This is a genomic window from Streptomyces sp. NPDC028314 (genome assembly GCF_055565795.1).
Genome location: NZ_JBVHTP010000001.1, coordinates 548523 through 560662, shown reverse-complemented (window position 1 = coordinate 560662; position 12140 = coordinate 548523). Strand labels below are relative to the sequence as shown.

Sequence of the window (12140 nt, the reverse complement as noted above, 5' to 3'; positions counted from 1 at the left end):
GCGCGGGCGGGTCCGCCGCCGGTCAGGCTCCCGCGGGCCGGCCGATCAGCTCGCCCGGGGCGCCCTGCTCGGCATCCGGGAGCCGCCGCCCGGCGTGCGGCATCCGCAGGGCGAGCGCCAGCCGCTCCGCGTCCCCGGGCGGGCCGAAGTCTCACCGGGCGGACGGCGGGAGGGCCACCGGCATCACCAGGGTGGTGAAGCTTCCCTGGTCGGCGGAGCGCACCAGGACCGGCCCGTTCACCTCGGAAATCTCCAGCAGCACGTCGGGACCGACGCTCGCCTCCAGGGCCGGTGCCAGCACGGCCGGGTCGAAGCCGATGCGCACGGGCTCCGCCTCCTCGCGCACGGCGGGCAGTTCGGCCGGTTTCCCGGACCCGTCCGGCAGGGATACGAGGATCCGGTCGCGCCCGAGTTCCAGGGCGGCCGACGGGGTGTCCCCGCAGGCGTCGAGGGCGGCGATCAGCGCGGCCCGTTCCACGACCACCCGGTGCAGGGGTGCGGCCAGGGCCTCCAGCACGTCCCGGTAGGCGGGGAAGGTCCCGCCGGCCACCGGCACCTCGCGGGGCCCGCCGGGATGGCGGACGGTCAGCGCCGACCCGCCGGGTCCCGCCACCAGGGTCACCTCGGCGGCGCGGGCCGCCCACGCACCGAGCCCGAGCAGCGTGCCGGCCTCGATCAGCAGCCGCCCCGGCGGTCCGCTCACGGCGGCGGGGCGCAGGGTGCGCAGCGAGAGCCGGTAGCGGTCGGTGGCCACGAAGCGGACCTCGTCCCGGGTGAACTCCACCAGCACGCAGCCCAGTTCGGGGTGCGCCGGGTCCCGCCCCGCCGCCGGGGCGACCTGCCGGGCGGCGCTCGCCAGTTCGGCTCCGCCCAGGGTGATCTCGGTGCGGGCGGGCAGCGCCGGGAGCCCCTCCAGCACCGCCCCGATCGCCGCGTCGGCGGTGCGCCGGGCCTCCCGCACGGCCGCCCGGTGGCGTTCCAGTACGGCGCGCCTGTTCGGAGGTCCCGTCGAGCACCGCGACCACGTCGGCCAGCGCCAGCCCCGCCTCGCGCAGCCCGCGCAGCAGCGTGGCGCGGGCCTGCTGGGCCGGGGCGTAGGAGCGGTAGCCGGTGGCGGGGTCGACGTGGGCGGGGAGCAGTACGCGGCAGTCGTCGTAGAAGCGCAGGGCGCTCGGCGCGAGGCCGACGCGTCGGCCGAACGCGCTGATGCCCATCAGATCGGGGTTGTTGTCGTCCATGAGCGAGATTGTCGACTTTCATCCCACTTGAAGGTCAACCCGCCGCCCCTGCCCCGCGCCGGTCAGCCCCGCGGTTCGGAGGCCTGCGCCCCGGCGCAGGTCCAGATCACGGGGCGGCCGTCGATGGTGCCGCCCACCCGGTCGTCGTCGGACACGGCGGTGGCCTGCGACTCCGCCGTCGGGTCGGGCACGGGCAGCGCCTTCACGGGCCCCGCACCGGTCTGGTAGGTCGCCTGGCCGGGCTTCGCGTGGCCGCCGTCGAGCCAGGTGACGGCCGATCCCACCAGCCTTGCCGTGGTGGGGCTGATGGCCCCGATCCGGAGCTCCTCCTGTCCGGCCAGCTTCGGCAGGGCGGTGGCCGCCGCGGCGTACGGCGCCTGCCAGACGTATCCGGTGTAGTGGGCCGAACCGTGCAGGCTCTGGATGTCGGTGGCGACGACAACGCCCCGGTCGTCGATGCCGGCGGGGTGGATCTCCTGGTCGTAGTCGCCCGATCCCACGGCCGGCAGCGCGTACGCGGGCCCCTGGCCGGCCGGCCAGACGACCGGGTACGACTCGTAGTGGAAGCCGGACGGGGTGTCGTCCTCGTAGCGCACCAGGGCGCTGCCGAGGATGTCGCCCCGCTTGTTGACCCCGGTGATCTTGTCGACCTTCGACTTCGGGTCCGCCCCGGTGGGCAGCGGCAGTACGCGCACCAGTCGGCCGTCCTGCCACTGCTTGGCGACGTTCCCGTCGAGCCCGGCGATCCGGCCCGCGTCGTTCACACCGATCCCCGAGTACGAGGAACGGGCGGGCGCGGTGAGCAGCGTCACCTGCCGGGCGCCCTTCTGGTAGGTGAACAGCACGTGCTCCTGGTCGTTGTTCCGGTCCAGGACGCCCACCATCAGCCCCTTGGCATTGACGGCGCGGACGCTGCCCTGCGTCCAGCCGGCCGGCAGCGGCACCCTGAAGGCCCGGGTGCCCTGCCAGTACACCGGCGCGTCGGCCGAGCTGCCGACGGCCAGATCGCCGGCTCCCAGCCCGAGCACCTCGTTGCCGCCGTCGCTCCCGGTGACGGCCAGCCGCTTGATGTCCGGCTTGCAGACGGCGGCTCCCGCGCCCGCCGACGCGGCGGCCGGACCCGCCGCGCTGATGAGTCCGGCCAGGACGCACGCGGCCGCAGCCGCGGACATGCTTCTCCTCATACGGTTTTCCCCCAGGTCATGTGCGGTTCCCCGTGGTTCATGACACGTGCGGGCAACATGCTGCACGACAAGCCGGGTTCAATCCGCCGGAACCGTGCATACCGTTCGAGGTTGGACCGGTTACCGCTGAGGACTGACCGATTCCCCGCCGCCCGGGAGTCAGCCCGTGGCGGTGCGGGGCTTCGTCTGCTGGACCGCCCAGCCGTTGCCGTCCGGGTCCGAGAAGTACACGAAGGAACCCCAGGGCATGTCCTGGATCTCCGTGACCTCCAGGCCCCGCCCGCGCAGGTCGGCGTACGCCTCCTCGATGTCGGCGACCACCACCTGCATGTTGTCCAGAGAGCCCGGGGTCATCCGGGTGATCCCCTTGCCCAGCGCGATCGAACAGGCCGACCCGGGCGGGGTCAGCTGGACGAAGCGGATCTCCTCGCTGACCGTGACGTCATGATCGGCGACGAAGCCGATCTTCTCGTAGAACGCCTTGGCCCGGTCGACATCGGTGACGGGGACGGCGACCAGTTCCAGCTTGATGTCCATCACGACCTCCATGATCGGCAGCGGTCCCGGAGTGCGGGCCTCCCGGCATCATGCGCCCGGGGCGGGGAATCCGCCGCCCGGAGCGGCCTGTGCCGCCGCCGTGTCCTTCGCCGCGAACTGGGTCCGGTACAGCTCCTCGTACCGGCCGCCCGCCGCCAGCAGCTCGGGGTGCGTGCCCCGCTCCACGATCCGGCCGTCCTCCACCACGAGGATCTGGTCGGCAGCCTGGACGGTCGACAGCCGGTGCGCGATCACCACCGCGGTCCGGCCGGCCAGCGCCTCGGCGAGGGCCTCCTGGACGGCGGCCTCGGAGGTGGAGTCCAGATGGGCGGTGGCCTCGTCCAGGATCACCACCCGCTGGCGGGCCAGCAGCAGCCGGGCGATGGTCAGCCGCTGGCGCTCCCCGCCCGACAGCCGGTAGCCGCGCTCACCGACGACGGTGTCCAGTCCGTCGGGCAGCGAGGCGACGAGCCCGTCGAGGCGGGAGCGGCGCAGGGCCTCCCAGACCTCCTCCTCCGTCGCCCCGGGGCGGGCCAGCAGCAGGTTGGCCCGTACCGACTCGTGGAAGAGGTGGCCGTCCTGGGTGACCATGCCGAGCGTCTCCCGGATGGAGTCGGCCGTGAGGTCCCGTACGTCGGTCCCCGCGAGCCGCACCGCACCCGAGTCGGCGTCGTACAGGCGGGGCAGCAGCTGTGCGATGGTCGACTTCCCGGCGCCGGAGGAGCCCACCAGGGCGATCATCTGCCCCGGCTCCGCCCGGAAGGACACCTCGTGCAGCACCTCGGTGCCGCCGCGCGCGTCGAGGGTGGCCACCTCTTCCAGGGAGGCCAGCGAGACCTTGTCGGGAGAGGGGTACCCGAAGGAGACCCGGTCGAACTCCACCGCCACCGGACCGTCCGGAACCCGCACCGCGTCCGGCTTCTCGGCGATCAGCGGCTTCAGGTCGAGGATCTCGAAGACCCGCTCGAAGCTCACCATCGCGCTCATCACCTCGACGCGGGCGCCGGCCAGCGCGGTCAGCGGGGAGTACAGGCGGGTGAGGAGCAGGGCGAGGGCGACGACCGAGCCCGCCTCCAGGGTCCCGCGCAGCGCGTAGTACCCGCCGAGCCCGTAGACCAGCGCCAGGGCGAGGGCGGACACCAGGGTGAGGGCGGTGATGAACGCCGACTGGGCCATCGCCGTACGGATCCCGATGTCCCGGACCCGGGCCGCGCGGGCCGCGAACTCGGCGGACTCGTCGGCCGGCCGTCCGAACAGCTTGACGAGGGTGGCGCCGGGAGCCGAGAACCGCTCGGTCATCTGCGTGCCCATGGCGGCGTTGAGGGTCGAGGCCTCCCGCTGCATCGCGGCCATCCGCGCGCCCATCCGGCGGGCCGGCAGCACGAACACCGGCAGCAGGACCAGGGCGAGGAGGGTGATCTGCCAGGAGATGCTCAGCATCACGCCGAGGGTCAGCAGCAGGGTGACGACGTTGGAGACCACGCCGGACAGGGTGTTGCTGAAGGCCCTCTGGGCCCCGATCACATCGTTGTTGAGGCGGCTGACCAGGGCGCCGGTCCGAGTCCGGGTGAAAAAGGCGACCGGCATCCGCTGCACGTGGTCGAAGACCGCCGTCCGCAGGTCGAGGATCAGCCCCTCGCCGAGGGTGGACGACAGCTTGCGGGTCAGCAGTCCGAGCCCGGCCTCGGCCACCGCGATCAGCGCGATGAACAGGGCGAGCCGGGTGACGGTGGCGCTGTCGCCGCCCCCGACGATGGTGTCCACGACCCGGCTCGCGAGCAGCGGGGTGGCCACCGCGAGCAGCGCCGTCACCACGCTGAGCAGCAGGAAGAGGGTGAGCCCGCGGCGGTGGGGGCGGGCGAAGGCGGCGATGCGGCGCAGGCCGGCCCGGGAGAGCGGGCGGCGGTCCTGCTGGGCGTTGATGGCGCTGTGCAGCGAGGTCCAGGCGGTGACTTCCATGTCCATGTCCCGAACGCTAAGACCTCAACCAAACTTTAGGTCAAGGCTTCGGCCGTGAACCACCCGGTCCGGGCGCCAACTCCCGTTCGTGCGAGGGATGTACGGGACTCTCGTCCGCTGTCGGTGGCCGGTGGCATCATCGGGGGATGACGCAGGGATCAGAGCCCGTTCCGTCCGGTCCACCCGTTCCGTCCGGTCCACCCGTTCGTTCCGCCCCGTCCGTTCCCGTTCCCGATCCGCCCGGTACGAGCGTCCCCGCCGCCGGCTCCCGAACCGTCCGGCCGTCCGTCGGGACGGTGCTGGACCGCTTCGAGGAGCGGGCCCGCGAAGCCCCCGGGGCCCGCGCCGTCATCGCCGGTACGCACAGCCTCACGTACGGGCAGCTCGATGCCCGCGCCAACCAGCTGGCCCACCACCTGCTGGCGGCGGGCCTGCCGCCCGGCGGCCTCGTGGCCATCGGGACGGCCCGCCAGACGGAACTCCTCGTCGCGCTCCTCGCCATCCTGAAGGCGGGCGGGGCCTACACCGTCCTCGACGTCGAGGGCTCGGGCACCGGACCGCGCCGGCTGCGCGGCCTCGACCCCTTCGCCGTCCTCACCCACGCGGCACACCAGGCCCGCCTCGACGACGGCCGCGGCCTGCGGTTCGTCCGCCTCGGCGCGGAGGCCGCCGCGATCGCCGCACACCCCGTCGAGCCGCCCCCGCGCCCCGCGGCCCAGGACGCGGCGCAGGTGTTCACCGGGGGAGTCCAGCCGCGCGCAGTGGCGCTCACCCACGCCCTGCTGCTCGCGGCGTACGAGGCCTGGGCCGAGGTGGCCCGGCTGACCCCCCGGGACCGGCATCTGATCACCGCCGGGACCGACATCACGGCCTTCGCCACCGGCTGGACGCGGGCCCTGTGTTCGGGCGGCGCCCTCGTCCTCCCCGAGGGCGGGCCCTGGACGCCCGACGCGGTCCGCCGGGCCGTCGAGGCCGAGCAGGTCACCGTGGTGCACACCGATCCGGCCGGCGCCACCGGACTGCTCGTCCCCGGGCGGAAGGAGCCCACCGCCGGTGCCCGCCCGGGCGCGGACATCCCGCGGCAGGACGACGCGGCACTGCGCTCGCTGCGGCTGGTCGCCGTCACCGGGGACCGGCTCTACCTCGACGAGCAGGCCGCCCTCCAGGCCCGGCTCCGGCCCGGCGCACGCGTGCTCAACGTCTACGGGCCCACCGAGTCCGCGGGCACCGGCACCTGGTTCGAACTTCCCCAGCTTCCCGGCCCGTTGGACGACCCCGAGCAACTCTCCCTGATCGGGCGCCCCTTCCCCGGCTGCCGGGCCGACCTCCGGAACGGCGAGCTCCGCCTCACACCGCCGGACGGGACCGACGCGATCCCCACCGGCGACCTCGTACACCTGCGTCCCGACGGGCTGCTGGAGTTCCGCGGCCGGATCCGCGACCGGATCACCCTCGACGGCCACCCCCTCGACCCGCACTCCCTGGAATCCCTGATCCGGGGCCACCAGGACGTCGGCTCCGCCCTCGTGGCCGAGGTCGACGCCGGACCGGGCTCGCGGCGGCTCGTCGCCTACCTCGCTCCGCCCGCCGGCGCCCAGGCCTGGCCCCCGGGCGCGGGACTGCCGGACCCCGACCGGCTCCGCGACCACCTGCGGGACAAGGTGCCCGCGGAGCAGACCCCGCGCGCGGTGGTCCGGTTGCGGGCCCTGCCGCGCAACCGGGCGGGTCAGGAGAACAGGGCCGCGTTGCCGCAGCCGCCCCGGCTGACCGGCCCCGTGAAGGGCACCAAGAGCGGGGGCAAGTACGCGGCGGCGGGGAGCGGGGAGTTCCCGAGCGGCTGCGCCACCGGCTGCGGGGTGTTCGTCCTCGGCCTCGTCGCCCTGCTGCTGACCGACGTGTTCTGGCCCGGCTCCACCGACCTCACCGGCATCCCGGGCCCCTGGGCGCCCCTCTTCTTCATCCTCTACCTGTTCGAGTGCGCGGCCTTCGCCGCCGGTGTGCTGTTCCTGTTCACCGGCCGCGCCCGGATGCGCAGCCAGGGCCGCGGCCCGCGGCTCACCGCGGCCGCCCACCTCGCCGTGGTGTACCTGCTGGCCGCCTGGTGGCCCCAGGACAACCTCTACCGGCTGGCGGCCAAACAGGACTGGCCCCGCCAGGCCGCGCTGGTCTACGCCTTCAACATCCCCCTGATGATCGCCGGCGCCGTCCTGGCCGTGTACGTCACCCGCAAGCCCCGCTCGGCCTTCGACTTCGACGACTGAGCCGACAGCTCGTCCGCCCGGCCGGCCGGGGCCGCCGACGCGGGCGCGTCCCCGGCCCCGGCCCCGCCTCCGTGCCTGTCCCCGTCCCCGCCTCCGGCCCACCCCCCGTCCCCGAGTCCCAGCGCCTCGCCGACCCCCAGGGCCCGGGCCCGTACCAGCGCCTCGGCCGCGTCCAGCACCGCCCTGCTGCGCGCGGCCACCAGCACGCCCAGCCAGGGCGCCGGATCGAAGGCCCCGGTCGGGATCGCCGGCACGAACACCGCCCCGAGTTCCGCGCATTCCCGCGCCAGGTCCGCGCACAGCTCGTCGAACTGGGCCTCCGGCAGCCTGGCCCCCAGCTCCACCCGGTCCGCGATGCGCACGAGGTGCCCCGCGCCCCGCAGCTCGTCGAGCCGGGCCGCCACCATGAAGGCGACCGACGGCCCGGTCAGCCGCAGGTTGGTCTCCGTCGGCGCCAGCCGCCCCGCCCCGTCCGCGACGAAGTCGACGTCGAACCAGCCCCGGTAGCCGGCCGCCGCGAGCTCCCGGCCCACCGCCGCCCCGAAGGTCAGCAGCGGCCGCTCCACCTCGCGCGGCACCGTGCCGGGGCCGACGGTCGCACCCCGGTAGCCCCCGTCGGCCACGTCCATCACCGCCCCGCCGACCTCGTGGACCCGGCCCGCGCCGTCCACGAACCCGTCGTACGTCAGGTCGCGCGGGGCGCCCGCACCGACCGGGCCGGCCACGTACTCCTCCACCAGCAGCGGCCCGCGCGGCAGCCGCCGCAGCACCGCACGGGCCCCGCCCGCCGCGCGGACCTCCCCGGGCGTCACCAGGGTGGTGCCCGAACCCCCGACGCCGTGCTCCGACTTGAGGACGGTGCTCTCGCCGCGCGCCGCCCTGGCCGACAGCAGCCGTACCGCCGCCCGGCGGGTGCCGGCCCTCCACTGCGCGGGCAGGGTGATCCGGGGGTGGCCCCCGCCCGCGAGGATCTGGCCGAACAGGGCGTGCGCCGCGGACTTGGACTCGTACCGCAGCTCCCGCGGTTGCCACGGCCGGCCCGACAGCAGCCCGAAGGGCTCCGTCAGCCCCCACGGTACGAGGGGCAGCGCGGCCCCCGTCAGCCGCGCGGCCAGCGCCGGCCGGGCCCGTACGGCGTCCGACAGGCCGGCACCGCGCTCCACGAGCCCGTCGTACACCTCGACCTCCCCCCACTCCAGCTGCCGGCCGACGAGCCGGGTCCAGCCGGCCGGTACCGCCAGGGGCAGCACCAGAGCGGCGGGTTGCGGGCTGTAGAAGGCGGCCAGGCAGGCGTAGTGGTGCGCGGCCCGCTGCTCCCGGTCCAGGGAGGCATCCCCGAACTGGGCGTTGAACTCGGCGACGTTGCCCACGTGCACCGCCGGACCCCCACCGGTCCACGCCCGCGCCCAGCCGGCCGCCGGGGCGGGCGCCACCTCGAAGCGGACCAGCCCGTCGGGGCCGCCCTCCACGGCCACCGCGCCCATCGCCCGGTAGAACCCGACGGCGTGCGGATCGGAGTCGATCAGCAGCCGGCGCACCCCGAGCCCGACCGCCCGGCGCAGCACGTCCCGGTACAGCAGCCGGCCGATGCCCCGGCCGATCGCCGCCGGGTCCACGAACAGCAGCCCGAGCCGCGCCCGCGGCCCGGAGCCCGGCGCCTCCCGTGCCGGCCGCGGCCGAAACCCGTCTACCGACTCCGGCTCCGGCTCCGGCTCCGAATCCGGCTCCTGCCCCGACCCCGGCTCCGACCCCGGCCCCGGCTCCGACCCCGGCTCCGACCCCGGCTCCGACCCCGGCCCCGGCCCCAACCCCGGCCACGGCTCCAGCTCCAGCGACGCCAGCCCCAGCACGGTCCCGGATCCGTCCTCGGCCACCACGATCCGGCGGTCCGCGACCTCCCCGGCCCGGATCCGCAGTTCCCGCGCGCAGTCGGCCAGAAACCGTGCGTCGTAGCCCCAGTACGCCTTGGAGCGCAGCACCAGTTCGGACAGCGCCCCGGCCTCCTCGGCCCGCGCGGCCCTGAGCTTTGCCATTTCCTGACCTCCCCATGGTCCACCGCCTGGCCGTGCGATAGATTCGGCCACCCACACGGCAGGTACACCCTCCCTCACTACCCACGCGGAGACAGGCTTCTCAATGAGCGACATCATCAACGGACTTGGCCGCACCAGCGCGTTCGGCGCCCTCGGTCTGGTCCTGCTGATCCTCGGCATCGTCCTGGTGGACGTGCTGACGCCAGGGAAGCTCCCCAAGCAGATCTGGGAGGAGCGCAACCGCAATGCCGCGCTGCTGCTCAGCTCCGCGCTCCTCGGCATCGGCGGGATCGTCTTCACCTCGATCTGGACCACGTACGACGACTTCGGCAAGGGCCTGCTGTCCACCGCCGCCTTCGGCCTGCTCGGCTTGGTCCTGATGGCGGTGGCCTTCCTGGTGCTGGACCTGGTCACCCCGGGCAAGCTCGGCGCCATCGTCGTCGACCCCGAACCCCACCCGGCGGTCTGGGTCACGGCCTCCTGCAACCTCGCCGTGGCCGCCATCGTCGCGGCCTCCATCGCCTGACGGCCGGCCCCGGCCCCGCTCGGCACGAGGCCGGGCCGGGCCGCTACGCCAGCCCCAGGGCGAACACCGCGAACCCCGCCGCGAGCAGCCCCGCCACGGTCCGCCGTACCGCCGTCGCCCTGGTCCACGGCTGCTCGAACCGGCGGGCGTACCGGGCGATGCCCACCAGCAGCGCGGCGAACAGCGGCATCCACGCGAGACGCGCCGCGATCCACCCCGGGCTCTCCGGAGCCGTCGTGAGGCCGGCCAGCTCTCCCGCGAAGGACGCGGGAACGGCCGCAGCCAGCATCGCCGTCTGATGCCAGCACAGGATCGTCATCGCGCACAGGTTGATCACCACCACCGGCGCCCACAGCGCCGGACGGGCCAGCAGCTTCGCGAGACGGTCCCGCAGCAGGATCGCCGCCCCGGACTGGGCCGCCGCCAGGGCCGGCACGAGCAGCGACGGCGGGTGCGAGTTGGTCCGGGCTTCGCCCGGTACGCCCACCATCGACGCGGGATAGTGGAAGAGCGCCAGCAGCGCCGCGAAGAGTACGGCCCCGCCCGCCAGCAGCAGCCACGCCCCGCGCCGGCCGATCCGCCGCTCGCCCCAGTCCACGCCCAGCTGGTACGCGAACAGCCAGCCCGGCAGGATGTTCAGCAGCGACAGCCAGGACGGCACCGAGTCGGACAGCGGCCCGTAGCGCAGGAAGTCCACCACCGCCACCGATCCGAGCAGCGGAGCCGCCGCCCACCCGCCCATCCGGTGGGCCGCCCGCACGCAGTACGGGGTCAGCGCGGTGATCACCACGTACACCCCGACGAACCACAGCGGCTGGATCACCAGCGTCGCCCCGGTCCGCAGCGTGGCCTCCGGCACCCCCGCCGCGTACAGCACCGGCGCGGCCAGCGCCCACACCGCCGTCACCCCGAGCACCGGCCGCCCCAGCCGGGCGATCCGGCCCTTCAGCCAGGCGCCGGTCGTGCCCGGACGGTGCCGGAAGGAGAGCGCCGACGCGTACCCGCCGACCAGGAAGAAGATGCCCAGCATCTGGAGCACCCAACTGGCCGGGGCCAGGCCGCCGAACGCCGACAGCGGGCTGGCGTTGTGCAGCCCGCCCCCCTCGTCGAGGGTGAACCCGCCGAGCAGCCAGTGCCCCGTCGGCACGGCCAGCAGTGCCAGGGCCCGCAGCCCGTCGACCGCCCGGTCGCGGTGGGCGGGGGTCTGCCGTTCGATCCGGCCGGCCGTCGCCCGCAGCAGGGTCATGGCGCTCATCGGGCCTCTCCCTTCGCGATCGAGGCGAAGGCCGCCAGCGACTGGGTGCCGGGGGTGAAGTAGCCGGTGTGGCCCTTCACATCGGCGGCGGGCACCCGGCGGGCACCGAACGCCGGGGAGGTGGGGTCGGCGCCGTGGCCGATCCCGGCGAACTCGACGTTCGGCACGTCCGCGATCCAGTCCGAGGGGCCGCGCGCCGCCCACACCCGGGCGCCGGTGCCCAGCCCGGCGGCGGTCCTCGCACGCATCCCCGGCGAGCCGAAGGCGACGAGGTCGCGGGCGTCGGTGTGCCGGGCCGCGAGCCCGCACACCACCGAGCCGTAGCTGTGGCAGAACAGTGCCGGGTCGGGGGCGCCCACCGCGTCCAGTCCGGCGGTGAAGGCCGCGAGCCGGACCGCCCCCGCCTCGGCGAGCCGTCCGTCGGCCGCGTCCAGGCCGACGCCGACCGGGGTGGTGTATCCGGTCCAGGCGATCACGGCGGTGTCCCCGCCCGTCGCCGCCCGCAGCGCCCGGGCCATCCCGGCCGGGCCGGTGTGCGGGGTGCGCCGGGCGTCGTACGTGGTGGCGTCGTTGTCGGAGCCCGGGACGATCACCGACACGTGAGCCGCGTGCGCCAGATCCCCGAACACCTCCGCGACCTGGCCGCGGCCGCGCGGGTCGAAGGCCAGGATCTGGCGGCCGGGCCCGGCCAGGGAGGCGAACCGGGCCTCGCCCGTGGCGGTGACCGCCAGCCGGTTGGCCTCGTACCGAAGCGGGAGCGGCGCCCCCTCCAGGTTCCCCACGACCAGCGGGTGGCGCCTCAGGAGCTCCCGCCGCCCGGCCTCGTCCAGCCCGGCGAAGAACCCCGAGACCTCGCGGGGCGAGGCCTGCGCCGGATCGGGCAGCGCCCGGCCGGACACCGTGTCGGCCCGCCAGGCGGCGGTGCCCGGCGGCGGCCCGGTGACCACCCGCTGGCTGTCGGCCGAAGCCCATCCGGCGGTCCCCGCGACCACGGCCACCGATACGGCGGCGGCGACCAGCGTCCTTGCGAAGCGGCGCATGCCCCTTCTCCTCTCCTCGTGACGAGGAGGAAGGTAGGAAGGAGGTACCGGACCGTACGTCGGACCGTGGAGCCAAGTCGGATGTCATACCCCGGTAGGGGGTGGAG

General features: G+C 75.0%; 9 protein-coding genes and 1 pseudogene. 2 read left to right on the top strand and 8 right to left on the bottom strand.

Annotation, left to right across the window (positions count from 1 at the left end):
• Nucleotides 1-151: 151 nt before the first annotated feature.
• From ACZ4TG_RS02550 to ACZ4TG_RS02530, 5 genes and pseudogenes are all read right to left on the bottom strand, one after another.
• Nucleotides 152-961 (bottom strand): DNA polymerase III subunit beta family protein, encoded by an 810-nt coding sequence (locus ACZ4TG_RS02550; protein WP_468159467.1) that lies wholly within the window; start codon nt 959-961, stop codon nt 152-154.
• A gap of 106 nt (nt 962-1067) precedes the next feature.
• Nucleotides 1068-1214: pseudogene (locus ACZ4TG_RS02545) on the bottom strand (MerR family DNA-binding transcriptional regulator); the annotation flags it as partial.
• Between the two features lie 86 nt (nt 1215-1300).
• The gene (locus tag ACZ4TG_RS02540; RefSeq protein ID WP_468159466.1) at nt 1301-2410 is read right to left on the bottom strand and encodes a hypothetical protein; all 1110 of its coding nucleotides are present in this window, start codon (nt 2408-2410) and stop codon (nt 1301-1303) included.
• 171 nt (nt 2411-2581) lie between these two features.
• Nucleotides 2582-2959 carry a VOC family protein gene (locus ACZ4TG_RS02535; protein WP_468159465.1) on the bottom strand — a complete coding sequence of 126 codons (378 nt, stop codon included), beginning with the start codon at nt 2957-2959 and terminating at the stop codon, nt 2582-2584.
• Between the two features lie 48 nt (nt 2960-3007).
• A complete protein-coding gene (locus ACZ4TG_RS02530; RefSeq protein WP_468159464.1) occupies nt 3008-4924 on the bottom strand; it encodes an ABC transporter ATP-binding protein in 1917 nt (638 codons plus the stop codon).
• A gap of 290 nt (nt 4925-5214) precedes the next feature.
• On the opposite strand from ACZ4TG_RS02530, the gene ACZ4TG_RS02525 reads away from it, so the two are divergent.
• On the top strand, nt 5215-7179 hold the full coding sequence (locus tag ACZ4TG_RS02525) for an AMP-binding protein (protein ID WP_468159463.1): 1965 nt from the start codon (nt 5215-5217) through the stop codon (nt 7177-7179).
• Here the strand turns inward: ACZ4TG_RS02525 and ACZ4TG_RS02520 are convergent.
• On the bottom strand, nt 7086-9212 hold the full coding sequence (locus tag ACZ4TG_RS02520; RefSeq protein ID WP_468159462.1) for a GNAT family N-acetyltransferase: 2127 nt from the start codon (nt 9210-9212) through the stop codon (nt 7086-7088). The two genes, ACZ4TG_RS02525 and ACZ4TG_RS02520, sit on opposite strands and share 94 nt — an antisense overlap.
• A gap of 103 nt (nt 9213-9315) precedes the next feature.
• Between ACZ4TG_RS02520 and ACZ4TG_RS02515 the strand changes: the two genes are divergently transcribed.
• A complete protein-coding gene (locus ACZ4TG_RS02515) occupies nt 9316-9738 on the top strand; it encodes a DUF350 domain-containing protein (RefSeq protein ID WP_266953118.1) in 423 nt (140 codons plus the stop codon).
• Between the two features lie 43 nt (nt 9739-9781).
• Here the strand turns inward: ACZ4TG_RS02515 and ACZ4TG_RS02510 are convergent, their stop codons facing one another.
• Complete coding sequence (locus ACZ4TG_RS02510) at nt 9782-10993, bottom strand: acyltransferase family protein (RefSeq protein WP_468159461.1); 1212 nt, start codon at nt 10991-10993, stop codon at nt 9782-9784.
• A complete protein-coding gene (locus tag ACZ4TG_RS02505; RefSeq protein ID WP_468159460.1) occupies nt 10990-12033 on the bottom strand; it encodes an alpha/beta hydrolase in 1044 nt (347 codons plus the stop codon). Before ACZ4TG_RS02505 ends, ACZ4TG_RS02510 begins: the two co-directional genes overlap by 4 nt.
• Nucleotides 12034-12140: the final 107 nt, after the last annotated feature.

Bases quoted from the DNA above. Each gene is read 5' to 3' on its own strand.
- ACZ4TG_RS02540 (WP_468159466.1), bottom strand. From the start codon at position 2,410: ATGTCCGCGGCTGCGGCCGCGTGCGTCCTGGCCGGACTCATCAGCGCG.
- ACZ4TG_RS02535 (WP_468159465.1), bottom strand. From the start codon at position 2,959: ATGGACATCAAGCTGGAACTGGTCGCCGTCCCCGTCACCGATGTCGAC.
- ACZ4TG_RS02530 (WP_468159464.1), bottom strand. From the start codon at position 4,924: ATGGACATGGAAGTCACCGCCTGGACCTCGCTGCACAGCGCCATCAAC.
- ACZ4TG_RS02520 (WP_468159462.1), bottom strand. From the start codon at position 9,212: ATGGCAAAGCTCAGGGCCGCGCGGGCCGAGGAGGCCGGGGCGCTGTCC.
- ACZ4TG_RS02515 (WP_266953118.1), top strand. From the start codon at position 9,316: ATGAGCGACATCATCAACGGACTTGGCCGCACCAGCGCGTTCGGCGCC.
- ACZ4TG_RS02510 (WP_468159461.1), bottom strand. From the start codon at position 10,993: ATGAGCGCCATGACCCTGCTGCGGGCGACGGCCGGCCGGATCGAACGG.
- ACZ4TG_RS02505 (WP_468159460.1), bottom strand. From the start codon at position 12,033: ATGCGCCGCTTCGCAAGGACGCTGGTCGCCGCCGCCGTATCGGTGGCC.